This window comes from Corynebacterium neomassiliense, from assembly GCF_900626215.1.
Classification (GTDB): domain Bacteria; phylum Actinomycetota; class Actinomycetes; order Mycobacteriales; family Mycobacteriaceae; genus Corynebacterium; species Corynebacterium neomassiliense.
On sequence record NZ_LR131106.1, the window covers coordinates 971,018 to 993,825 of the forward strand.

Genomic DNA, 22,808 nt, shown 5'->3' on the forward strand with positions numbered 1-22,808 from the left:
TTAGGTGTACCGGCGCCGCCGTGCACACGATCGCACCTCAGCCGCGTTCCAGCAGATCTGTGACAAGTTCAGCGATGGCGGACCGTTCGGAGCGGGTGAGGGTCACGTGCGCGAAAAGGGGGTGGCCCTTGAGCTTCTCGATCACGGCCCGGATTCCGTCGTGTCGTCCCACCCGGAGATTGTCGCGCTGTGCAACATCATGGGTGAGCACGACCCGGGAATTTCGTCCCATACGGGACAGGACGGTGAGAAGGACATTGCGTTCCAGGGACTGTGCCTCGTCGACGATGACGAAACTGTCGTGCAGGCTGCGTCCCCGGATGTGTGTCAGCGGGAGGACCTCCAGCAGTTCCCGGTCCATCACCTCGTCGATGACGTTCTCGCTGACCAGTCCTTCGAGCGTGTCGAAGACTGCCTGTGCCCAGGGGGTCATCTTGTCGTCGGCGTCCCCGGGCAGGAAGCCCAGGTCCTGGCCACCCACCGCATAGACCGGGCGGAAGACCACGATCCTGCGGTGCAGACCGCGTTCCATCACGCTTTCGAGTCCGGCACACAGCGCCAACGCGGACTTGCCGGTACCCGCCGACCCCCCGAGTGAGACGATCCCCACTTCTTCGTCGAGCAGGAGGTCGAGCGCGACCCGCTGGCGTGCGCTGCGGCCACGAAGACCGAAGGCCTCCAGGTCGGTGGGCACTGCGCGGAGCACCCCTCCCGGGGCGACGCGGGCGAGGGCGGACTGGGTTCCGGCAGTCAGCCTGACACCGCAGTGCACCGGCAGGTCCGGCAGCTGCTCACCGCGCTCCCCCGTCCTGGCGTCGATGATTCCCGCCCCGTCGACTGCCCCGGAGGCGAACAGTTCGTCGATGACATCAGGTCGCCCCTCGGCGCCGGCCATGCCGTCATAGCCGCTGAAGACGACGTCCTGGGCCCGGTACTCGTCGGCGTCGAGCCCGACCGAACCCGCCTTGACCCGCAGCGGGACGTCCTTGGTGACGAGGGTGACGGGATCCCCGTCCCTGCTGAGGTTGAGGGCGCAGGTCAGGATGCGCCGGTCGTTGTCTGCACCGTCGGACGCCGCGCCCGGGCTCAGGCGGAGTCCCGCCGGCAGCACGGATTCGTCGGAGTGGTTCAGTTCGACACGCAGGGTGCCGCCCTCCGGGGTGACGGTGATGTCCCGGTCGAGGCGTCCTTCAGTCCGGCGGAGATCTTCGAGGAGGTTGAGGGCCTGCCGGGCGAACCAGCCGAGTTCGGGGTGGTGGCGCTTCGCCTCGAGTTCGCTGACGACGACAACGGGAAGGACGACGCGGTGCTCGGCGAACTTCAGGAGGGCCCACGGGTCGGACAGCAGGACGGAGGTGTCGATGACGTAGGTGCGCAGACGGACGCAGGCCGCACCGTCGGTGCGGCCTGCGGTTGTGGTTGCGGTGGTGGTGTCGGTCATGTCTCCGACGCTACGGAACCGGAATGTTACTCACACGGATGTGAGATGAACACCGTGTGAAATCAATGCTGTACCGCCCTCACCTCGAGCTCGAGGCCCGCCGGCCCCGGCACGTCCCCACGAACTGCTGCACCACCTCGTCGTCACGGTCACGTCTCCACACCAGTGCGACCTGGGTGCCGGGCCCCCCGGACAGTGTCCGGTGGGCCACTCCCCTGCGGTTCAGGGAGCGCAGCAGCGGGCGGGGTGCGACCACATGACCGACGTTGGCCGCCACGACGTCGAGGTTCTCCCGGACGACGGAGGGGACCACCCCCCGGTAGAGAAGTACTTCACCGGTGAGATCGTCCGGGTCCACCGGTTCACCGTCCCCGAGGGCGGTGACGGGGTGGTCCGCAGGTACCGCGACGCCCGCAGTTTCCTCGTACAGGAGGACACGGTGCAGACCGTGGGCGTCCATTTCGGCGTTCCCGATCTCCTTCAGTCCTGCCAGGTCCCCGGCACCGACCCCCCCGTCCCAGTGCACTCCCGGTATCCGGACGATTCCGATGTCGGCGGTACCGGCGAGCACATGGCGCAGCGGATCATCAGCCTGCGCTCCTGCAGCTCTCCACCCCGGCACCCGGGAGTCGAAGCGTCCGAACCATTTACCGGGGACGACACCGGGTGCGAAAACGACCCTGAGATAGTGCATCCGGTCATCCTACAGACCGGAGAAACCAACCGGGCCGACGAACCGGGCCGGCCGTCCCCTGTCCGTCCCTGTCCGTCCCTGTCCGTCCCTGTCCGGGAACGGCCCGCCGCCCCTATACACTGGACGACCATGACCGATGCGAACCGCATGAAGCCGCAGACCGCGGCGAAGAAGCTCAACATCTACCTTCCCGCCGCTCCCGAGCACTTCCGGGAGACCCCGCTGACCCATGACGAGTTCGTGGCGCTCCAGGCCGATCCTCCGGAGTGGCTCCGTCAGCTCCGGCGCGAGGGTCCGTTCCCCCGTGCGGAGGTGGCACGCAAACTCGGGGTGACGATCACCGCACTCAAGGCCGGTGACGCCGACCGGCCGTACACGGCGGAGGAGATCCGCGCCCTGCTCGACGACCAGCCTGAATGGTTGCGCAGTGCCAGGGCTGCACTGGCGGCACGCCGCGCCGCCGACGGAGTCCGAGGGGGCGACGGAGTTCGAGGGGACGCCGATGTTCGAGGCGACGGGGACAGCGGCGCCGATGGGAACAGCACGGGGAACGGCGGAGAGGACGCCTGAGAGCACGGCCTGAGGACCCGGCGGAGACCGCCGGCGGGGACGGTCCATGCCGTGCCCTCCACACATGACGGAACCCCTCCTCCCCGGGTGACGAGCCGGGGAGTCGGGGTTCCTGTTCGGAAGGACCGTGTCGCGGGTGACGAGTCCGCGTGGCCGTAACTTCCGTTTCGCTGCGCCAGACAGGTGAACTGCAGCCCAGGGAGCGCGTTGGAGGTGCCGCAGTCCCGTTACCTGTGCCCGGTGAGAAGAGGAAGCCGGACAGTCGGTTCCGAGGCTGAAAACCCTGGATTCCACCTGCTGTTGCAACTGATCCACAACTGCAGTGCGCCGTAGGTGACTAGCCTTCGACACGCCCATGAGGTTAGCGACCCCTAACGCGACGTGTCAACAATTCAACAACACCTGTGTTGCGTAAATAACCTCAAAGCCGCGTGACCTGCGAGTTTTTTCGCTCACGGCGTCCCCCTTCATCTTACCCCCGCACTCCACCCCCGATCCGCCCGCGAAATATTGCACTACGACCTCCGGGTGCAGATAGTATGATTTTGTAATCATCGAAGAGACGTAGGTCACATGGTTTCCCTCAGTGAGGTTTACCCCACCGTCTCACCGGTCCACTCCCACGAGGAAAGGCTGTCATGAAGAACTTCCTGGCCCGCACCATTTTCGACGAAGAACACGACATGTTCCGCGACACCTGCCGCGAGTTCGTCGAGCAAGAGATCCGGCCCAACGTAGACAGGTGGCACGAGCAGGGATTCTGCGACCGTTCCATGTACCGGGCGGCCGGGCAGCTGGGCCTGCTCGGCATCACCTCCCCCGAGGAGTTCGGCGGAGGCGGAATGGGATCGGACTACCGCTTCAACGCCATCCTCTCCGAGGAACTCGCCCAGGCAGACTGCGGATCCGTGATCGTCTCCGTACAGGTCATCAACGACCTGGTGATTCCCTACCTCGAGCGCTTCGCCACCGACGAGCAGAAGCGCCGCTTCCTCGCCCCGCTGTGCTCGGGCGAGAAGATCGGTGCCATCGCCATGACCGAGCCCGGCGCCGGCGCAGACCTCGCCGGCATCCGCTCCACCGCGCTGAAGAACGAGAACGGCGACTACGTCCTCAACGGCTCCAAGACCTTCATCTCCAACGGTGTCCAGGCCGACTTCACCATCGTCGTCGCCGTCACCGACCCCTCCGCCGGGCGTGCCGGAGTGTCCCTGATCATCGTTGAAGACGGAATGGAGGGCTACACCAAGACAGGGCCCCTCAAGAAGGTCGGGCTGAAGGCACAGGACACCGCCGAACTGAGCTTCGAGAACGTCATCGTCCCGGCCGCGAACCTCCTCGGTGAGGAAGGCGCCGGCTTCGGATACCTGCGCACCAACCTCGCCCAGGAACGCATCTCCATCGCCGTGGGCTCCATCGCCACCTCCCGCAGGGCCTTCGACCTCGTCTACCAGCACTCACAGGACCGGAAGACCTTCGGCAGCCGACTGATCGACCACCAGGCCTACGGCTGGGAACTGGCGAAGATGGCGACGGAGATCCAGTCCGCGCAGTCCTTCGTGGACGCCGCCGTCGAAGCCAAGATCAAGGGCGAACTTGACGAGGTCACCGCCTCGATGGCCAAGTACCTGACCACCGAACTGCAGATCAAGGTCGTCAACACCGCCCTGCAGCTCCACGGAGGCTACGGCTTCATGATGGAGTACCCGATCGCCACGCACTACCTCGACTCCCGCGTCCAGCCGATCTACGGCGGCCCGAACGAGATCATGCTCGAGATCATCTCCCGCCGCCTCGCCAAGGGAATCCACTGACCGCACCGGTCCAACGCAGTGGCCGGGCCGCACCGGGCCCGCTGCACGGACTCAGCGTCCGGTGAACCGCGGCGTCCTCTTATCCAGGAACGCCGCCATGGCCTCGACGTGGTCCTGCGTGGTGAACAGTCGGGCCTGTGCGTCAGCCTCCTCACCGGCGCGGTCGGTGACCGCGGCGGTGTCGCGAACCAGGGCCTTGATCTCCCGGTAGGAGGCCGTGGGCCCCGCTGCGAACCGGCGCGCCAGCTCCTCCACCGCGCCGTCCAGCCGTTCAGGCTCCACCACCGATGTCACGATCCCCAGTTCCGCGGCACGGGACGCGGGGATCTTCTCGTCGAGCAGCAGAAGCTCCAGCGCCTTCGTCTGCCCCACCGCATCCGCAAGGGACCGGGACAGACCGCAGTCGGAGGCCAGCCCCACGCCGGAGAACGCGGCCTTGAAGCTCGCCTCCGAGGACGCCACCCTGAGGTCACAGGCCATGGCCAGCCCCCAGCCTGCTCCCGCGGCCGGTCCCTGGACCGCCGCAATGACCGGGACCGGGACGGACAGCAGGGCCGCCGTCATCGGGTTGTACTCGTCGACGACCTTCCGTGTGCCTGTCCCCCGCCGGGAATCCTCGAGCTGCTCTTTCAGGTCCTGACCGGTGCAGAAGGCCCGGCCCTCCGCACGCAGCACCACGACACGGACATCACCGCCGGCCGCAGACTGGTCCGCGGCGGCGGTGAAGGCGTCGATCAGACCGAGGCGCAGCTCACGGTCCAGCGAATTGTGGGCGCCGGGACGGTTGACGGTGATGGTCCGGACGCCACCGGCGTCCACAACTTCGACAGGACCGGCGGGACTGCTCGCGTGGCTGTTCATGGGACGGCTCATGGGACAAGGATATCGCCCCGCAGCCGCCCGGTTCAGGCGTTCGGGCCGACCAGATCCCCGGACTCCACCAGTTCCACCCCCACGTAGGCCATCTGGTTGAACGCCACCGCTCCCCCACCCGCGGTGACCGGGGCGCACAGGTCACTGATCACCCGGACACGGAAGCCCTCGGCCACGGCGTCCAACGCGGTGGCACGGACACAGAAATCCGTCGCGATACCGCAGACGTCCACGTCGGTGGCGCCCCTGTCCCGGAGCCACTGCGCCAGGGAGTCCCGGGCGCCTTCCAGGTGCCCCTCGAATCCCGAATAGGCGGCGGAATGCTCACCCTTGAGGAACCAGGCGTCCACCATGGAGGTGTCGAGACCGGGATGAGCCTGCGCGCCACGGGTACCGGCGACACAGTGCACCGGCCAGGACTCCTCGAAATCCGGTTCCTGCCCCTCTGCGGCGAAGTGGTCACCGGGATCGATGTGCCAGTCCTTCGTCCCCGCGACAACCGGGTAGAGACCCCGCGACCGGGCCTCACGGAGAAACGGGGTGAGCGCCTCCGCGACCTCCGCCCCGCGGGCCGTGGCCAGGGAACCACCGGGGCAGAAGTCGTTCTGGACGTCGACGACAATCAGCGCACGCACGGTGACCTACGCCAGCTTCCAGTCCTCGAGCCCCGGGTACAGCGGGAAGTCCGCGGCGACCTTGTCGACACGGGCACGCAGCGCTGCGGTGTCCGCCGACCGGCCCTGGGCGAGGGCGGTACCGATGATGTCTGCGACCTCAGTGAACGCGGCTGCGTCCAGACCACGGGACGCCAACGCGGGCGTACCGATACGCAGACCCGAGGTGACCATCGGCGGCCGGGGGTCGAAGGGCACCGCATTGCGGTTGACCGTGATGCCGACCTCGTGCAGCAGATCCTCGGCCTCCTGACCGTTGAGGTCGGAGTTCCGCAGATCCACCAGCACCAGGTGCACATCCGTCCCACCGGTGAGCACCTGGACCCCGGCGTCCGCCGTGTCCCCGGCATTGAGCCGCTCGGCGAGGATCGACGCGCCTTCCAGAGTGCGCTGCTGACGGTCCCGGAACTCCTCGGTGCGGGCGATCTTCATCGCGACAGCCTTCGCCGCGACAACGTGCATCAGCGGTCCACCCTGCTGACCCGGGAACACGGAGGAGTTGATCTTCTTGGCGTACTCCTGCCGTGCCAGGATCATCCCTGAACGGGGACCGCCGAGAGTCTTGTGCACGGTGGTGGAGGTGACGTCGGCGTAAGGCACCGGAGAGGGGTGCAGTCCGGCGGCGACGAGACCGGCGAAGTGGGCCATGTCGACCCACAGTTTCGCTCCGACCTCGTCGGCGATCTCACGGAAGGCCGCGAAATCCTGGTGCCTCGGGTAGGCCGACCATCCTGCGATGATCACCTGGGGCTTCTCCTTCAGAGCCTGTTCGCGGACCTTGTCCATGTCGACCCGGAACGTCTGCGGGTCGACCTCGTAGGCTGCGACCTCGTAGAGCTTGCCGGAGAAATTCAGTTTCATTCCGTGGGTGAGGTGGCCGCCGTGGGCGAGGGAGAGGCCCATGATCTTGTCACCCGGGTCCGCCAGCGCCATGAGGACCGCGGCGTTGGCCTGTGCCCCGGAGTGGGGCTGGACATTGGCGAATTCCGCCCCGAACACCTCTCTGGCGCGGTCGCGGGCAAGATTCTCGATGACGTCGACGTTCTCGCAGCCGCCGTAGTAGCGGCGTCCCGGATAGCCTTCCGCGTACTTGTTGGTGAGCACGGACCCCTGTGCCTGCAGGACGGCCCGGGGCACGAAGTTCTCGCTGGCGATCATCTCGAGGGTGTCCCGCTGGCGGGACAGCTCACCGGCGATGGCCGCAGCCACCTCCGGATCGAGCTCCCCGAGGGGAAGATTGTGCTGGGTGGTGTCGGTCATGCGGTGGAGTACCTTTCACAGGTCTGCGACAACGGGATCACGGTATATCCTATCCCGCCGTGCCCGGCCTGCACGGAACCGGTCCTGCCGGTCCGGCCGGACAATCCGGTCCGCCCGGTCCCTCCGGTTTGGTCGGCCACCTGCCCTGCGGGGACAATACGCACGTGCCAGACTTCCGTGTACCGAACCCCGACGCCTCCGACCCCGCGGTGGACCCGTTCATCGAGCTCGACAGGTCGCAGTGGCAGACTCTGCGACGCTCGATGCCCCAGGTCCTCAGCGAAGATGAGCTCGACCAGCTCCGCGGTGTCGGTGAGGACATCGACCTCGAGGAAGTCAGTGAGATCTACCTGCCGCTGTCCCGTCTCATCGACCTGCGGTTCCAGGCGATACGGAGGCTCAACGAGGCGACCGGCACCTTCCTCGGCGAAGAAATGCCCCATGTGCCCTTCATCATCGGCGTCTCGGGTTCCGTTGCCGTGGGCAAGTCCACCACGGCACGTCTGCTCCAGGTACTGCTGCAGCGGTGGGAGTCCGCACCGCGGGTGGACCTGGTGACCACGGACGGTTTCCTCTACCCTGCCGCCGAACTCAACCGGCGTCACATGATGGGCAGGAAGGGTTTCCCGGAGAGCTACGACCAGCGGGCGCTGATGCAGTTCGTCACCGCGGTGAAATCCGGTGCTCCGTCAGTACCCGCCCCGATGTACTCCCACGAAACCTACGACAGGCTCGACGAGGTGCATATCGTCGACCGCCCGGACATTCTCATCCTCGAAGGTCTCAACGTTCTCCAGACCGGCCCTTCCCTCATGGTCTCCGACCTCTTCGACTTCTCCGTCTACGTGGACGCCGACCGCGAAGACATCGAACGCTGGTACATCGACCGGTTCCTCAAACTGAAGAACTCCGCGTTCCGCAGCCCCGACGCCCACTTCCACTACTATGCGAGCCTCTCCGACGACGACGCCAGGATCGTGGCCCGCGAGATCTGGCAGACGACGAACCTCCCCAACCTGGTGGAGAACATCCTCCCCACCCGCATCCGTGCATCACTTGTGCTGTGCAAGGGTCCTGACCACCTCGTGGAGACGGTCCGCATGCGCAAGATCTGACCACCGGGGGAATCGGGCCCCGGGCAGCCCGGGTCTTCAGGCTGTCCGCCCGGAGTCCCGAACCTACTTCCCGAAGCGCCGTTGCCTGGTGGAGTAGTCCCGCAGGGCGCGCAGGAAATCGATCCGGCGGAACGCCGGCCAGTAGGTCTCGGTGAACCAGATCTCCGAGTAGGCCGACTGCCACAGCAGGAAGCCGGACAGCCGCTGTTCCCCCGAGGTGCGGATCACGAGATCGGGGTCGGGCTGGCCTGAGGTGTACAGGTGACCGGTGACCGACTCCACCGTGATGTGGTCCGGGATTTCCTCCACCGGGACGCCACGGCGTCCCAGATCCCGGACCAGTTCACGGACGGCGTCCACCACCTCCTGGCGTCCTCCGTACCCGACGGCGATGTTCACCCGGACACCGTCGTGGTCGGCGGTGGCAGACTCCGCCTCGGCGAGACGGCGGCGCAGACCCGGTGAGAGCAGTTCCACCCTGCCGAGCACGTGCACCCGGAAGGAGCCCTTCGCCGAGGCGATCTCCTCGGCGACGTCACCGATGATCTCCATCAGCAGTTCGAGTTCATCGGCACTCCGGCCGAGATTCTCGGTGCTCAGAAGGTACACGGTGACTGTGTCGATGCCCTGTTCCTCGCACCAGCCGAGGACCTCGACGATCTTCCGGGCTCCCACACGGTGGCCGTGGGTGACGTCGGTGAACCCGTTCTCACGCGCCCAGCGGCGGTTGCCGTCGCACATCACGGCAACATGCGAGGGCCGCGGCCGGCCACGCAGAAGCCTGACCAGACGCCGTTCGTAGAGCCGGTGCAGGATCACCGGCGGCCGCCCCGGGCCTCGGCGTCACCTTTCCCCTGCTGCTCCCCCGCCGCGGACGAAGACCCGGAGGACGCCCCGGACTCCGCTGTGCCGTCTCCCCCGTACTGTGCGGCGAGCTCCTGCGGTTCCGCGGTCGGCCAGGCCTGGTCCTCGACCTCAGCCTCGGTCAGTCCCTCCTCCGCCGCCATGGCCGCATCGATCCCGTCGACGTCGAAGGGGTCCATGCCGTGCTTCTCCGCGTACTCACGGCGTCGGGTCATCGCCTTCATCCGACGGTTGAACAGCACCCCGATGGAGAGGATGGCCACGAGCAGCGCCACGATGACCAGCAGCCCCACCGGGGACGCCTTCCCGAAGTCCGGACCCTGGGGACCGGTCTTCTCGGCCTGGGCGAGGACGGTGTAGCCGAGGGAGCGGACCGGGAGGGTCATGGCGGCGAGATCCTGCATCATGGGTTCAACAGTAGTCAAGGAACCCCGGTACCCCTAGTCGGGGATCACTCCGGTGAACAGATCGTTCTCCGGCAGAGTGGTCGGCACCCGCGAGTCCGCCAGTTCGAACTCCTCCGTCGGCCACACCCGCTCCTGCAGTTCCGTGGACACCGCGAAGAACGGGCCCTCCGGGTCGATCTGGGTGGCGTGGGCCCGGAGGGCGGCGTCCCTGCGGCTGAACCAGGGGGCGCAGTCGATGCGGGTCGTGACCCGGGGCATGATGTCCGGCACGTCGTTCCACCTCTCCAGGGCGGACGCCGCGGTGAGATTCCCCTGCTCCTCCTCCGCCCTGGCCAGCAGCTCGAAACGTCGTCTGATGAACCCGTGCGTGTAGTACATCTTCTGGACCGTCCACGGTTCTCCGAGGTCAGGACGGTAGTCCGGGTCCCCGGACAGTTCCCAGGCCCGCACGCTCACAGCGTGGGTCTTGATGTGGTCGGGATGAGGGTAGCCGCCGTTCTCGTCATAGGTGACCAGCACGTGGGGGCGGAATCTCCGGTACACGGCGACGACCTTGGCGGTCACCTCTTCCGTGTCGGCGAGGGCGAAGCACCCCTCGGGCAGGGGTGGCAGGGGATCACCTTCAGGCAGTCCGGAATCGACGTAGCCGAGCCATTCGTGCTCGACCCCGAGGATCTCCGCGGCGCGGGCCATCTCGCTGATCCTGATCTCGTGCATGTGCTCGACCACACCCGGCCTGTCCATCCGCGGGTTGAGTATGCTGCCCCGCTCACCCCCGGTGCAGGTCAGTACCTTCACCCTGACACCCTCGTCCGCGTAGCGGGCCATGGTCGCCGCGCCTTTGCTGGACTCGTCGTCCGGGTGGGCGTGGACGGCCAGCAGGCGGAGACCCGCGTGCCCGGCGGCGGAGGTGTTCGGCGACAACGATGGGCTCATAACCGACCATTCAACAACCCCGGGGGCTGCACCGTCCAACCGGAGTCCGGAGGGACACCGGCGCCTCTTCCTTGTCGACTCCCTGTCGACTCCCTGTCTGCTCCCCGTCCACGCCGCGGCTTCCTGGCCGCTCCCCGTCCACGCCGCGACGCGATTGCCCGGAACAGTGCCTCTGGCAATACTATGGAGCTCATGAGTGCCCAGAGCAAGGCGTCCTACGGTTCCCGCGACTCCCGCACCGGCTCCGGTGTCAGCGGGAAGTTCATCGTCATCGGAATCGTGGCCGTTCTCATCGCCGCCGGCGTCTTCATCTGGAACCAGTGGCGTAACAGCACCGACGCCGATGTCTCCGCCACCGTCGCCGGGTTCTCGGACAACACCGACGAGTCGATCATGATGACCCTCGACATCACCCGGGACGACGCCTCGATGCCCGCGTACTGCATCGTCACCGCCCTCGACTACGACAAGGCGGAGGTCGGCCGCCGTGAGGCGGTGCTCGCCGCCGGCGGGGACGCCACCGGCCGTCTGTCGGTGAAGATCCACACCCGGGCGAAGGCCGTCGCCGCCAACGTCTACGGATGTTCGACCGTCTTCCCCTCCTACCTCGACGACAGCACCTCGACCCGGGACTGACGGCACCCGGTGCGGTGCTAGACTGTGCGGCGAACAACTGACGTGGCGGCACCCTGTCACGTCCACGGTCTAACTGCAGGAGGACTCGACCGGACATGGCCGACAACCAGACGACCTGGCTGACCCAGGAATCCTACGACCGGCTCAACGACGAGCTGGCGGCCCTCAAGGCGAACCGCCCGGCACTGGCGGCCGAGATCAACGAACGCCGCGAAGAGGGCGACCTCAAGGAGAACGGCGGCTACCACGCCGCCCGCGAACAGCAGGGTCAGGAAGAAGCCCGCATCGCCTACCTCGAGGAGCTCCTCGACAGCGCCACGATCGGTGAGGCACCCCAGGAGTCCGGTGTGGCTCTCGTCGGCTCCGTCGTGCACGTCTACTACGACGGGGACGAGGACGACAAGGAGACCTTCCTCATCGGCACCCGCGGTCTCGAGTCCTCCAACCCCGACCTGGAGACCTACTCGACCGATGCTCCCCTGGGCGCCGCACTGGTCGGTGCCAGGGAGGGCGAGACCCGCGAGTACACCACCCCCAACGGTAACAAGGTTTCGGTGACTCTCGTGACCGCCGAACCCTACGACCCGAACCGGGACGTGCCCCGCGCCGAGCAGTGACCTGCCCGTCCGGGAGACCTGACACAGGTCAGGGTCGCAGGCCCTGACGGACGTGGACGGGCACCGGAAACGGACGACGAAAACCCCCGCCGGAGTGTTCCGGGCGGGGGTTTTCCGTCACCGACCGCCCCCGGTACCCGGGGACGTGTCCGGAGGTCAGTCGTTGTTCAGGTACGACAGGATGCGGAGGATCTCGGTGTAGAGCCACACCAGGGTGACAGCGAGACCGAGGGCCACACCCCAGGCCATCTTGGAGGGTGCACCGGCGCGGATCAGCTGGTCGGCGTTGTCGAAGTCGGAGAGGAAGCTCATCGCGGCCAGACCGATGCAGACCAGGGAGAAGATCCAGGCGATCGGGCCACCGTCACGCAGCGGGCCGGCACCGTCGGAGAAGAGCGCGAAGACGAGGTTGCCGAGGGCGAGGACGCACACGCCGATGAGCGCGCTGATCATGATCCGGTTGAACTTCGGGGTGACCCGGATCGCACCGGTCTTGTAGACGACGAGCATACCGACGAAGACGCCGACGGTGCCGAGGATCGCCTGGAAGATCATGGCTCCGGCATTCGAGTTACCGATCGCCATCCCGGAGAGAAGCCAGCTGAATCCACCGACGAACAGTCCTTCGAACGCGGCGTAGATGAGGGTGACGACCGGGGAATCGTACTTCCGGCCGAAGGAGGAGACCAGCACCGCGATGAAACCGCCGATCGCACCGACCAGGGTCAGGCCCATGGCCAGTCCCGGGTTGGATGCGCCGACCACGAGGGTGACTGCCGCGAAGACCACGATCACCGCGAGAGTGATCCCGGTCTTGGTGACGACGTCGTCGACGGTCATCGGCCGGTCTGACGCGGCACCGGGTACACCGTAGTTCGGGGAGCGACGGTACCCCTGCGGGTCTGCCGCAGGGGCGCCGGTGGCGTACGGGTTACCCGCCGCACCGGAGGGCGCATAGCCGGCCTGCTGGTAGGCCATGGCCTGCGACCTCTGGGACTCTGCCGTAGCTTTGGTCAGCGAATTCATGAACGGGTTGGAGCTTTTCACTGTCTGTGCCTTTCTGGACGCCGTCGGCGCCTCCCGGGGATGTGCCCCCGGCAACGGAGGTGAACACGGTTTTTCTCTGTGCCTATTGTAGCAACGGGCAGGAGCCCTGCAGTGTTCCCGAAACCGGCGACGGACCGCAGGCAACTAATATAGTGTTCCGAACATGATCATCAAGCGACTCCCCTACGGCGCCATCCCCGAAGACTTCGCCGCAGAACTCCGCGGCCTCACGGTCAACGCCGTCACCGGCAATCTGGACTCCGGGGACAGGCTGGAGATCGAGGGACCGTTCACCGGCGAGACCGTCGGCTGGGTCGGCCGTGGCACCGCCGGGGAGGTCGACGAGGCATTCCGGCGTGCCAGGGTCGCCCAGCCCATCTGGGCGCGCACCTCCTACCGGGAACGGGGGAAGATCCTGCTCAGGTTCCACGACCTGGTTCTCAGACACCGCGAGCTCATCATGGACATGGTGCAGCTTGAGACCGGCAAGAGCCGGGACTCCGCCTACGAGGAGCTGATGCACACCGCGATGACCGCCCGGTACTACGGCCACCAGGTCGGGAAGATCCTCCGGCCCACCCGCCGCAGAGGGGTGATCCCGTTCTTCACCCGCTCCACCGAACACCACCTGCCCAAGGGTGTCATCGGTCAGATCGCACCGTGGAACTACCCGCTGACCCTGGGGATCTCGGACTCTCTCCCCGGTATCGCGGCGGGCAACGCCCTGGTGGCGAAGCCGGACTCCGCCACCCCGTTCACCTCGCTCCTCGCGTTCAGCCTCCTGTTCGAGGCCGGGCTGCCCCGGAATGTCGTGCAGCTGGTGACCGGACCGGGACGCGTGGTCGGCAACGCCATCGCGGAAACCTGCGACTACCTCATGTTCACCGGGTCGACGGCCACGGGCAAGCACCTGGGCGAGATCGCCGGCCGTCGTCTCATCGGGTATTCGGCGGAACTGGGGGGAAAGAACCCCCTGATCGTCACCGAGCACGCAGAGGTCGACAAGATCGTCGACGGAGTGGTCACGGGGTGTTTCGCGAACTCGGGTCAGCTCTGCGTGTCCATCGAGCGGATCTACGCCCACACCCGCGTCTACGACGAGTTCGTGGAGAAGTTCGCCCGGGCGACGTCCTCCCTGAAGATGGGGGCAGGGTTCGACTGGTCGGTGACGATGGGTTCCCTGTCCGGGGCGTCCCAGATAGCGACGGTCCAGAAGTACGTCGACGACGCCGTGGACAAGGGGGCGACGGTCGTGACAGGCGGCCGGGCGCGGCCGGATCTGGGCCCCTATTTCTACGAGCCCACCGTCCTCACCGACGTCTCCGACGATGTCATGCTCAAACGCGAGGAGGTGTTCGGCCCTGTCGTCTACGTCGAGAGGGTCTCCTCGCATTCCGAGGCCGTCGACAAGGCCAATGACACCGACTACGGGTTGAATGCGGCGGTGTGGGGCCCGTCGGAGGAGGCCAACGAGGTCGCGTCCCGGCTCTACTCCGGCACGGTGAACGTCAACGACAGCTACGCTGCGGCCTTTGCCTCCGTCGACGGGGAGATGGGGGGGACCAGGGAGTCCGGGCAGGGACGCCGTCAGGGCCGGGACGGGATGCTGAAGTACACGGAGAACCAGAACATCACCGAACAGCGGGTGATCCCCATCCGTGGGCCGAAGTTCCTCACCCCCCGCCCCTACGCCGCGGTGATGAGCACCCTGCTGTCCGTGGGCAAGAAGACCGGGATACTCAGGTAGCCGTAGACTCTGCCGGGTGACAGGACACCGGGTGACAGGAGAAACGGAACCAGGTAGGGACAGGGTGGTGTCGGGCGTACAGGACTCCCCCGGCCCGGGCGCGGTACAGCGCAGATTCTGGGACCGGGACGCCCGCCGGTACCACGAGGACCACACAGACTACCTGGCCACCTTCCACTGGTGTCCCGAGCGGCTCACCGAGGACGAGGCGCACCTTCTGGGCGGACCTGACGACCTCCGGGGCCGGACGGTCGTCGAGATCGGATGCGGCTCCGCGCCGTGCGGCGCCTGGGTCGCCCTTCACCGTCAGGCCCGGGTCATCGCCCTGGACATTTCCCGGGGGATGCTGTCGCGGATACCCCGCACCCCGGGTCTTCATCCTGTGCAGGCGGACGCCTCCTGTCTTCCCCTGGCGGACAGCTGCGCCGACGTGGTCTTCTCCTCCTTCGGCGGTTACCCGTTCATACCCGACCTCGGAGTGGCCGTACGCGAGCTCGCCCGGGTCCTGCGCCCCTGCGGCCGGGCAGTCATCGCCACCAACCATCCGACCGCGTGGATCTTCCCCGATGACCCCGACGAACTCACCGCATCCATCCCCTACTTCCAGGACGCCTACCTGGAGTGGGAGCGCGACGACCCGGACGATCCGGGTGTGCTGCGCTACGCGGAGTACCACCACACCACGGGTGACTGGGTACGCGCCTTCACCGGGGCCGGGCTGCGGCTGGTCGACCTTCTCGAACCCGAGTGGCGGGAAGGGACCCCGACCTGGGGTCAGTGGTCCGCGACCCGGGGCAGGGTCTTCCCCGGCACGGCGATCTTCGTCGCGGAGAAGCCCGACCGGTGAATCCGTCAGGGGCGTACCGGACGGACGGTGATCTCCTCGACGGTGGCCTCGTCGGTGGTGTCCAGGGCGAGTCTGACCGCCGCCGCGACGGATTCCGGACGAACATAGCGTGCCCCGTCATACGCGGTGTTCCCGCGGGCGGCCTGGAGTGCGACCTGCATCGGGGTGTCCACCCTTCCGGGATGGACCGACGTCACCCTCACTTTCCCCCGTTCCTCTTCGCGCAGGGCATCGGTGAACGCACGCAGCGCGAACTTCGAACCGGAGTACTGGGACATGCCGGGGGCGGAACGGTGGCCTGATCCGGAGTTGACCGCCACGACAGTTCCGCCGGCCGCGCGTAACGCAGGCAGCAGGAGTCTCGTCAACTCGGCGACACCGAAGACGTTGACCCGGAACATTCTCTCCCAGCCCTGCCAGGTGGCGTCCTCCACCGTCGCCTCCCAGGACAGTCCCGCCGAATGGACGAGGGCGTCCAACCGCTCAGGTGCGGCCCCGGTGCGCGGGTCCCGCAGCCCGGCGACCGCCTCCGCGATCGAGTCCGGGTCGGACAGGTCGGCGTCCGCCGAGGACCAGGAGATCACCTGGTGGGTCCGGGAGAGTTCGGCGACGACCGCCGCACCGATACCGCTGGACCCGCCCGTGACGAGGGCCAGCGAAGGCTGAGGAAGCGGGGTGTGCGGGGCGCCTGCGGGTTCCGGGGAGCGGGTCATGTCCCCGATCCTAGCTGTGCCCGTATGCTCGGCAGGGAGAACTCCTGCTGACAGCATGAAAGGAACACGCGATGTTCGGAACTTCACTCACCACACTCATCCTCGGCGCGATCGCCGGCCTCGGGGCCTACTGGGCCTGGGACCAGAACCGACGGGGCCTGTCGGTGGGACTGGGCGTCCTCACCCTGATTCTCGCGGTCGTGGCGGTGGTCACCGCCTTCGCCGGTGCTGTGGCGGTGATCTTCAAGCTGCTGCCGATCCTGCTCATCGTCCTCGTCGGCTGGCTGGGTTTCAGACAGCTGCAGAAGAAGTAGACTGCGGCCGCCCCCGGGAGATCCGTACGGTGGAGCGTTCGTCAGTATCTGTTCGGGAACCTTCACTCTCGCAGGGTCCGGGCTGTCTGACGGGCGCCGGGGGACCACGCAGCGCAGCTGCAGGACCGGCCCGATGCAGAGTTCACCGCGGTCACGGTCGTCCGGGACGTGCTCGACGTCAGCGGCAGTCGCAGTCATTCCTGTTCCGACCTCGCCAGCGGCATCGAACCGGCTCAGCACCTCGTCACTGAACGGCCCGGACCGTCGGCGGCATCGTCCTTTGCCCGCGACATCGTCGTTCGCGCACGCCGCGACGGGCAGGATGCCCAGGTCAGCGCACTGCTCCGGCACCGCAACCACGTAAATGACCTGACCCACCGTGTCCGGGACATCATCGACGCCCACATTTCCGAGGCACCGCGCCTGCAGACACCGGCGGACGCGGTAGCGGTCAACGCACGCACACTGACCCGCGAGCTTCGACCCGACAGCGAGGATCTGTCCGTCGATACCCTGGATGATCAGGTCCATCTCCCGCGCCCCACTGTCTACGCGGAGAAGACGCGCTGAAGGCAGGCGTTGAGCTGTACCGCTCTCAGTCGGTCAGGTGCCTGCATGATGCCGGGGTAACTACTGCGCACGAGCTCGAAGGCGTGGTCCGGAGGTGCGAGGTCAGTGTTCCCTCGAGCTTCAGCGGTGCCAGTGCGCGTACCGGTCGGGTCAACAGGCGTCGCGGATGCTGCGCAGGCCGGTGACCGGCGGATCAGCAGCAGCGCCCTGTAATTCAACGGGGTCGGCGTCCCCGGGTTCAACCTCGGGGGGATTCACCGGCAGGTTCGGTCATGCTACAAAGACCCCCATGACGACGCCACCCGCCGCCGTCGATGACTGGGACGCCGTCCAGACCTCGAAATACGCCCGCGGCCTGCAGGTACTGCGTCCGGCGATCGATGCCCTCGACGGCGAGGGACCCCTGACCTTCGCGGTGAACGTCCCCGACATCCGGGCCACGATCGACCGTCTCCGCGACGTAGGGCACGAGGTGATCATCGATGAGGTCTGGTTCGAGGACCGTCAGGGCGGTTTCACCGAGGTCCACGTCACCGACGTTCCACACGTCACGCCCTTTTTCATCGCCTACAACCCGCCGCGTGAGGTCATCGCCCGGATGCGTGCCGAACATCGCGCGGCGAACGGCGTGGTCTTCGACCCGGACCGGCCTCAGCTGGTCGCCCTCCTCGTCGGCAGCGCCACTCCGGAGCAGGACGCCGCCTCCCTCGCCTCACTCATCGGTTGCGGCGTCCGCGGGACGACAGTGGATCTTCAGGACGCAGAGATCCGGTTCGATGCCGACGCCCCCGAAGGGTTGTACGGGATCACGGTCAGCAGGTTCGGGGACGAGCCCACCGAGATTGCCGGGCTGACCATATACCCGGAAGTGTGAACCGCCGCCGCCTCCGAAGCCTCCGAAGCCTCCGCCACGTCCACGTGCTGTCCATGCTCGTTCCGGTGGCTGTCTCTGTGCCGGTGCCGGTGCTGCTGTCGGCCGGATCACCGGTGACCATCCGGTCGGTGGCCGCTACCCCACGTTCTCCTCCACCCAGTCACGTAGTCCCTTCAGCGGGACCGACGCCCTGTACCCCAGGTCGGTGAGTTCGTAGTCGACGCGGGCGGGGACCTCGGCGTAGACGGTCCGGGTGAGCAGGTCCTGCTCCTCCAGACGTTTGAGCGTCTGGGACAGGACCTTGGGACTCACCCCCTCCAGCTTCCGCTTCAGTTCACCGAAGCGCAGCGGCCCCTCCTCCAGCGCCCCGAGAATCAGGGCGCTCCACTTGTTCGCCAGCAGGTCGAGCATCTCACGGCAGGGGCACATCGCCGCGTAGACGTTGTTACGGTCGCAGGACGATCCGGAATGTGCGTTCATACTGCGATGATACCTTTCGGTAACCAGGTACCCTTGCGGGTAACCGGGGGAGGACGGGAACCATGGACGCCATGGGTACTCCAGACATCACGCCGACTGCCGTGCCGACCACGACCACCGCCGTCGGCTATCTCACCAACCTGCCCGTCACCGATCCGGACTGCCTCATCGAGCGCGAGATCCCGGTCCCCTCCCCCGGCCCTCACGACCTGCTCGTCGACGTCGAGGCTGTCTCGGTCAACCCGGTGGACGTCAAGCAGCGTGCCGGCGCGCCGGTGGACCCGACGGTCGGGTTCAGTGTCCTCGGGTATGACGCCGCGGGCACGGTCGTCGCCGTCGGTGACGAGGTCACGCTCTTCACCCCCGGGGACGCCGTCTTCTACGCCGGCCAGATCGACCGGCCGGGCACGGACCAGCGACTGCACCTGGTGGACGAGCGCATCGTCGGACACCGGCCCGCCAGCGTGTCCGCGGCGGAGGCGGCGTCCCTCCCGCTGACGATGATCACCGCGTGGGAGGTGCTCTTCGACCGGCTGCAGCTCACCGCGGACAGCGCCGGCACACTGCTGGTGGTCGGGGCAACCGGTGGCGTGGGCTCTGCGGTACTGCAGCTCGCCGAGGCACTTCTGCCGCAGGTCAGGACAATCGCGACGGCGTCCGGGGCGGAGCGGACCCGATGGGTGCGCGATCTCGGCGCCGAGTATGTCGTCGACCATCACCTCGGTGAGGACGCCTTCGCCGACGCCGTCCTCGCTGCCGCTCCCCGTGGCGTGGACCGGTTGTTCACCGCACATTCCGAGGGGCAGATCCCGCTGTACGCGAGGATCATGCGTCCCTTCGGTGACATCGTCGCCATCGATGACGGTCCGCGTGACGTGGAGCCACTGAAGGGCCGGTCCGTCGCCTGGCACTGGGAACTCATGTTCACCCGGTCCCTGGAGCAGACCCCGGACATGGCCGGCCAGCACGAGCTGTTGGAGAAGGTCGCCGAACTGGTGGACGCCGCGAAGATACGTCCCACCGTCACCGACCACCTCTCCCCGATCAACGCGGGAACGCTGCGGGAGGCGCACCGCCTGGTGGAGAGCAACCACACGCTCGGGAAAGTCGTGGTCAGCGGGTGGGAGCAGTCACCGCTCCCCGTCCGGACGTCGGCGAACGGCCGAGCATGACCCCATGCCTGACGGTGTCGCGCGGACACCTGCAGTGCCAGGGCGACCGGGCACGCCGGGACAGCGGGCAGCACCGGACCGACCCGGACCGACCCGGACTGACCCCCCTGCGTGATGCAGAGCCGGTGGAGGGCCTGGCGGAGGTCTCGGTGCGGACAGTGGCCGTCACACTCCGGACTCCGGCCGCCATCCTTCCAGGACGGTGTCCAGCAACCCGGGGAACCTGGCGTCCAGGTCTTCCCTGCGGAGGCTGATGAGGCATTTCCTTCCCTCTCCCCTGGTCCAGGTCAGCCCTGACTCCCGCAGGAGACGGGTGTGATGGGTGAGGGTGGATTTGGGCAGTCCGGGTCCCAGTTCACGGCTGTCGACCTCACCACCGTTGTCCGCCAGACGGTGGATCATGCCGAGGCGGAGGGGGTCGCTGAGCGCGAAGAGTACACGCGGAAGGGTGATGTCCGCGGCGTCCGGGTGCTCGTAACTGCGTGCTGGGGACACGGCCTCTCCTGTCATCCCGGTTCCCCGGGTTCCTGCGCTACCGACCCGATGCTACCTTGCCGGTGCAGTGTCCCGGCCCCGAGTGTCCCGGCCCCGAGTGTCCCGGTCCCGAGTGTCCCGGCCCCGTCCCCTGCGCAGGTCGACGGCGACAGCTCCGGCGAAGACCACGGCGAGGAGCGCGGGGAGCACAGCCCAGGCCGCGAGGTCACCTGCACCGGTTCCCGAGGAGAGCAGCACGCTGCCGAGGGCGGAACCCGCCGCGGAGCCGAGATACATGGCAGCCATCTGAAAGGCCACGACCTGCATCGCGCTCTCCGGCCTGTCGACGGTGAGCGCCTGCTGCAGCGTCGGTACACCGGCCCAGCCCGCCGCACCCCACACCACCGCAGCACCCACCCACACCACCGGGGACGCCACGAGCCACATCACCAGGAAGCCGGCGGCCAGCAGTGCCGGAAGCAGGACGAGCAGCAGTCGCGGACCTGACCGGTCGAGCAGTCTGCCCACCAGGGCCGACCCTGCCACTCCACCGATGCCCCAGGCCCAGACGAGAGTGAAACCCAGGCCACCGAGCCCTGCGGAGTCCGCCATCGGCAGCAGGTAGGTGTACAGGCCCAGACTGGACACTCCCAGCATGAAGGCCGCCACGGTACCGGCGCGCACCCGCGCGGTCCGCAGCACACGGAAGGCCGGGCCTGCCGTGGCTCCTGCGTCGCGGGGCAGTGACCGGCGTCGGGCCAGCAGAGCTGCCATGGCGAGTACTCCGACGGCCACGACGAGTCCCATGGTCCACCGCCATCCGAAGTTCTGTCCTATGAGCATGCCGGCCGGCACTCCGGCGACGGTGCCCAGGGACAGCCCGAAAGTCACCGCGGCCATCGCCCGGCCACGTTGATCCCGTGCCACCATCGCACCGGCGGTGGCCACCGCCGTGACGATGCCCGCCCCGGCCCCGGTTGCCGCACGGGCCAGCAGGAACACGACAGGTCCCGGTGCAACGGCGGTGACGAGGTTGCCGAGATTGAACACCCCGAGTGCGACAAGCAGGGCCCGGGACACCCCGCCTCCGGAGAGTCTCTCCGACAGCAGTGGCCCTGCCAGCGCGTAGGCGGCGGTGAAGGCGGTGACCCCGAGGCCGACCACGGATGCTGTGGTGCTGAGGGATTCGGCGATCTCCGGCAGTACCCCGGCCAGGACGTAGGCGTCGATACCGAGTGCGGCGGTGGCTGCGACCAGCGGCCAGATTCCGGCGATCATGCAGTCCTCCTCCGTCGGGTGGTGGTTGTCCCCGGGTAGAGGGGGCGGGTGGCGTCGTTCACCGGATCTCCAATCGTTCGACTTTTGTGGCACAGTTGAGCGAGTGCAGTATCTCAGACCGTTCGACAAAAGTCGAACAATTCGAGGGGCTCCCCCGGCCCCACGCCACCCCTACCCGGGAAGCCCCACCTTCGGCTTCGCCCACGACCTCCCCGAGGCGTCCTTCAGGATGTCGTACTCGGCGTCGATGTGCGGCTCAATGGCACTGTACTTGTCGACCGGAGCACCGATGACCAGCTGAAAACCCAGTCCACGCCAGGCACCGATCGCCCGGCGCGTGAAATGGGCGTCCGCCTTGATCAGGGCCTCGTCGAGGAACACCGGCGCATAACGGGGCCGGGGCGCGTCGGCGTCCCCCAGCTGGTAACGCAGTGCCGCGCCCACGATGAAAGCGATGAGTTCCTGCGACTCACCACCGGACTTCTCCCCGATGTGGTCGTAGAGCGCCACATGCTCCCCGGTCACGGCGTCAGTCTTCTCGGCACTGACCCGGACATGGTTGCGCACGTCGACCAGGTCGGCGAAATCAGGGGAGGAACGCCGGATACGGTTGATCAGCCGCGCCACACGGGGATAGACCTGCTCCCTGTCACCGTCGGTCCGGGCGTCCCCGACCAGTCCACGGACCTCCCGCAATTCCCTGCGGAAACGACGCCTGACCTCGGAACGGTTCTCCCGCAGAGTGATCTGCAGACGGTGGTCGTCATCATAGAAAGGCAGGTCAGCCATGATGCGGTTGACCGGTTCGATCCGCTCCCGGATCTCACGGAGGGCCCGCCCCAGAGTCGAGTCCAGGTTGGTCAGGTCATTGCCCGACAACGTCAGCAGACTCTGCTTCCACTCCGCCTCGAGCGTGTGGAGGCCACTGGACTCCAGGTCATCCAGGAGCCGCTCGAAGTCCTTCAGCGAACTGTCCGGATCCGCCCGTAGCGACGGATTCGGCCAGTTGTCCAGGAAAGACTCCATCGTGCGCCGCAGCAGGGCCCGTTGCTCGGAGAGTGTCGCCCCGGCGGCGTCCCGGTCCTCCTCGAGGATCCGCGACGCCAACTCCACCGCCGCATCGAAGCCCGCCAGCCGGGACTCCGGGTCCGACCCCGGACCTTCTGCTCCCTCCCCGGCATCCCGTCCGTCAGTCACACCGGGGACCACCGCCGCGAAGCGGTCACTCAGCCACCTGTCCTGCCCGGTGGTGCGCGGGGGGCGGGGGACGGGTCGGGGCCTCACCACCGGGCAGGACAGGTGGCTGAGTGACCGCGTCGCGGCGGTGGGCCCCGGTGGGACTGAGGGACCGGGGGCCGGGGGGGGGGCAGGCGGACCGGGGGCGTGTCCGG

25 protein-coding genes are annotated in these 22,808 nt (G+C 67.4%); 11 read left to right on the top strand and 14 right to left on the bottom strand.

The window, feature by feature from the left end; translation table 11 throughout:
* Positions 1-37: 37 nt before the first annotated feature.
* Together E0E18_RS04240 and E0E18_RS04245 are read right to left on the bottom strand one after the other, a co-directional pair.
* Positions 38-1,441, bottom strand: a complete 1,404-nt coding sequence (locus E0E18_RS04240) for a PhoH family protein (protein WP_202616693.1) — start codon at positions 1,439-1,441, stop codon at positions 38-40.
* Positions 1,442-1,520: 79 nt separating this feature from the next.
* The gene (locus E0E18_RS04245) at positions 1,521-2,135 is read right to left on the bottom strand and encodes a type 2 periplasmic-binding domain-containing protein (protein ID WP_130839411.1); all 615 of its coding nucleotides are present in this window, start codon (positions 2,133-2,135) and stop codon (positions 1,521-1,523) included.
* Between the two features lie 129 nt (positions 2,136-2,264).
* On the opposite strand from E0E18_RS04245, the gene E0E18_RS04250 reads away from it, so the two are divergent.
* Positions 2,265-2,705: a DUF5997 family protein gene (locus E0E18_RS04250; RefSeq protein ID WP_222705258.1), complete on the top strand. Its 441-nt coding sequence runs from the start codon at positions 2,265-2,267 to the stop codon at positions 2,703-2,705.
* Positions 2,706-3,343: 638 nt separating this feature from the next.
* Complete coding sequence (locus E0E18_RS04255) at positions 3,344-4,519, top strand: acyl-CoA dehydrogenase family protein (RefSeq protein ID WP_130839412.1); 1,176 nt, start codon at positions 3,344-3,346, stop codon at positions 4,517-4,519.
* 51 nt (positions 4,520-4,570) lie between these two features.
* Here the strand turns inward: E0E18_RS04255 and E0E18_RS04260 are convergent, their stop codons facing one another.
* From E0E18_RS04260 to glyA, 3 genes are read right to left on the bottom strand one after another with little or no spacing between them, the layout of a single operon-like run.
* Positions 4,571-5,392 carry an enoyl-CoA hydratase/isomerase family protein gene (locus E0E18_RS04260; protein ID WP_237559626.1) on the bottom strand — a complete coding sequence of 274 codons (822 nt, stop codon included), beginning with the start codon at positions 5,390-5,392 and terminating at the stop codon, positions 4,571-4,573.
* A gap of 32 nt (positions 5,393-5,424) precedes the next feature.
* Positions 5,425-6,027: an isochorismatase family protein gene (locus tag E0E18_RS04265; RefSeq protein WP_110481205.1), complete on the bottom strand. Its 603-nt coding sequence runs from the start codon at positions 6,025-6,027 to the stop codon at positions 5,425-5,427.
* A gap of 6 nt (positions 6,028-6,033) precedes the next feature.
* The gene (gene glyA, locus E0E18_RS04270) at positions 6,034-7,326 is read right to left on the bottom strand and encodes a serine hydroxymethyltransferase (protein WP_066583317.1); all 1,293 of its coding nucleotides are present in this window, start codon (positions 7,324-7,326) and stop codon (positions 6,034-6,036) included.
* Between the two features lie 164 nt (positions 7,327-7,490).
* Between glyA and coaA the strand changes: the two genes are divergently transcribed.
* Positions 7,491-8,441 carry a type I pantothenate kinase gene (gene coaA, locus E0E18_RS04275; RefSeq protein WP_066585788.1) on the top strand — a complete coding sequence of 317 codons (951 nt, stop codon included), beginning with the start codon at positions 7,491-7,493 and terminating at the stop codon, positions 8,439-8,441.
* Positions 8,442-8,504: 63 nt separating this feature from the next.
* Here the strand turns inward: coaA and E0E18_RS04280 are convergent, their stop codons facing one another.
* Genes E0E18_RS04280 through mca form a run of 3 tightly spaced genes read right to left on the bottom strand, consistent with a single transcriptional unit; the run spans position 8,505 to position 10,648 of the window.
* Complete coding sequence (locus E0E18_RS04280) at positions 8,505-9,260, bottom strand: isoprenyl transferase (protein WP_066583320.1); 756 nt, start codon at positions 9,258-9,260, stop codon at positions 8,505-8,507.
* A complete protein-coding gene (locus tag E0E18_RS14380) occupies positions 9,257-9,712 on the bottom strand; it encodes a hypothetical protein (RefSeq protein ID WP_066583323.1) in 456 nt (151 codons plus the stop codon). The genes E0E18_RS04280 and E0E18_RS14380 overlap by 4 nt, the downstream gene beginning before the upstream one ends.
* 33 nt (positions 9,713-9,745) lie before the next feature.
* Positions 9,746-10,648, bottom strand: a complete 903-nt coding sequence (gene mca, locus E0E18_RS04290) for a mycothiol conjugate amidase Mca (protein WP_110481204.1) — start codon at positions 10,646-10,648, stop codon at positions 9,746-9,748.
* Between the two features lie 192 nt (positions 10,649-10,840).
* Here mca and E0E18_RS04295 point away from each other — a divergent pair, with 192 nt between their 5' ends.
* Together E0E18_RS04295 and greA are read left to right on the top strand one after the other, a co-directional pair.
* On the top strand, positions 10,841-11,284 hold the full coding sequence (locus E0E18_RS04295; protein WP_066585789.1) for a DUF4307 domain-containing protein: 444 nt from the start codon (positions 10,841-10,843) through the stop codon (positions 11,282-11,284).
* Between the two features lie 95 nt (positions 11,285-11,379).
* Positions 11,380-11,901, top strand: a complete 522-nt coding sequence (greA, locus tag E0E18_RS04300; RefSeq protein ID WP_066583326.1) for a transcription elongation factor GreA — start codon at positions 11,380-11,382, stop codon at positions 11,899-11,901.
* Positions 11,902-12,057: 156 nt separating this feature from the next.
* Here greA and E0E18_RS04305 read toward each other — a convergent pair whose 3' ends face one another.
* Positions 12,058-12,948 carry a Bax inhibitor-1/YccA family protein gene (locus E0E18_RS04305; protein ID WP_066583327.1) on the bottom strand — a complete coding sequence of 297 codons (891 nt, stop codon included), beginning with the start codon at positions 12,946-12,948 and terminating at the stop codon, positions 12,058-12,060.
* 163 nt (positions 12,949-13,111) lie between these two features.
* Between E0E18_RS04305 and E0E18_RS04310 the strand changes: the two genes are divergently transcribed.
* Positions 13,112-14,695: a succinic semialdehyde dehydrogenase gene (locus E0E18_RS04310; RefSeq protein WP_130839413.1), complete on the top strand. Its 1,584-nt coding sequence runs from the start codon at positions 13,112-13,114 to the stop codon at positions 14,693-14,695.
* Positions 14,696-14,762: 67 nt separating this feature from the next.
* Entirely contained in the window at positions 14,763-15,542 is a 780-nt protein-coding gene (locus E0E18_RS04315; RefSeq protein WP_130839414.1) for a class I SAM-dependent methyltransferase, read from the top strand.
* A 5-nt stretch (positions 15,543-15,547) separates the two neighbouring features.
* Here E0E18_RS04315 and E0E18_RS04320 read toward each other — a convergent pair whose 3' ends face one another.
* Positions 15,548-16,255: an SDR family oxidoreductase gene (locus E0E18_RS04320; RefSeq protein WP_130839415.1), complete on the bottom strand. Its 708-nt coding sequence runs from the start codon at positions 16,253-16,255 to the stop codon at positions 15,548-15,550.
* A gap of 71 nt (positions 16,256-16,326) precedes the next feature.
* Here E0E18_RS04320 and E0E18_RS04325 point away from each other — a divergent pair, with 71 nt between their 5' ends.
* The 3 genes from E0E18_RS04325 to E0E18_RS04335 all read left to right on the top strand — a co-directional run bounded on the left by E0E18_RS04325 (position 16,327) and on the right by E0E18_RS04335 (position 18,013).
* Positions 16,327-16,569, top strand: coding sequence for a hypothetical protein (locus E0E18_RS04325; RefSeq protein ID WP_066583334.1), 243 nt, complete (start codon positions 16,327-16,329; stop codon positions 16,567-16,569).
* Between the two features lie 168 nt (positions 16,570-16,737).
* On the top strand, positions 16,738-17,139 hold the full coding sequence (locus tag E0E18_RS04330) for a helix-turn-helix domain-containing protein (protein ID WP_066583336.1): 402 nt from the start codon (positions 16,738-16,740) through the stop codon (positions 17,137-17,139).
* A gap of 289 nt (positions 17,140-17,428) precedes the next feature.
* On the top strand, positions 17,429-18,013 hold the full coding sequence (locus E0E18_RS04335; RefSeq protein WP_130839416.1) for a VOC family protein: 585 nt from the start codon (positions 17,429-17,431) through the stop codon (positions 18,011-18,013).
* A 135-nt stretch (positions 18,014-18,148) separates the two neighbouring features.
* Here the strand turns inward: E0E18_RS04335 and E0E18_RS04340 are convergent, their stop codons facing one another.
* A complete protein-coding gene (locus E0E18_RS04340) occupies positions 18,149-18,493 on the bottom strand; it encodes a winged helix-turn-helix transcriptional regulator (protein ID WP_130839417.1) in 345 nt (114 codons plus the stop codon).
* Positions 18,494-18,555: 62 nt separating this feature from the next.
* Between E0E18_RS04340 and E0E18_RS04345 the strand changes: the two genes are divergently transcribed.
* Positions 18,556-19,665, top strand: a complete 1,110-nt coding sequence (locus E0E18_RS04345) for a zinc-binding alcohol dehydrogenase family protein (protein ID WP_419866037.1) — start codon at positions 18,556-18,558, stop codon at positions 19,663-19,665.
* Positions 19,666-19,830: 165 nt separating this feature from the next.
* On the opposite strand, the gene E0E18_RS04350 is transcribed toward E0E18_RS04345, so the two are convergent.
* The 3 genes from E0E18_RS04350 to E0E18_RS04360 all read right to left on the bottom strand — a co-directional run bounded on the left by E0E18_RS04350 (position 19,831) and on the right by E0E18_RS04360 (position 22,614).
* Positions 19,831-20,160 carry an ArsR/SmtB family transcription factor gene (locus tag E0E18_RS04350; RefSeq protein ID WP_110482455.1) on the bottom strand — a complete coding sequence of 110 codons (330 nt, stop codon included), beginning with the start codon at positions 20,158-20,160 and terminating at the stop codon, positions 19,831-19,833.
* Positions 20,161-20,211: 51 nt separating this feature from the next.
* Positions 20,212-21,417 carry an MFS transporter gene (locus tag E0E18_RS04355; RefSeq protein ID WP_130839421.1) on the bottom strand — a complete coding sequence of 402 codons (1,206 nt, stop codon included), beginning with the start codon at positions 21,415-21,417 and terminating at the stop codon, positions 20,212-20,214.
* A gap of 171 nt (positions 21,418-21,588) precedes the next feature.
* A complete protein-coding gene (locus E0E18_RS04360; protein ID WP_237559627.1) occupies positions 21,589-22,614 on the bottom strand; it encodes an SbcC/MukB-like Walker B domain-containing protein in 1,026 nt (341 codons plus the stop codon).
* Between the last annotated feature and the right edge of the window lie 194 nt (positions 22,615-22,808).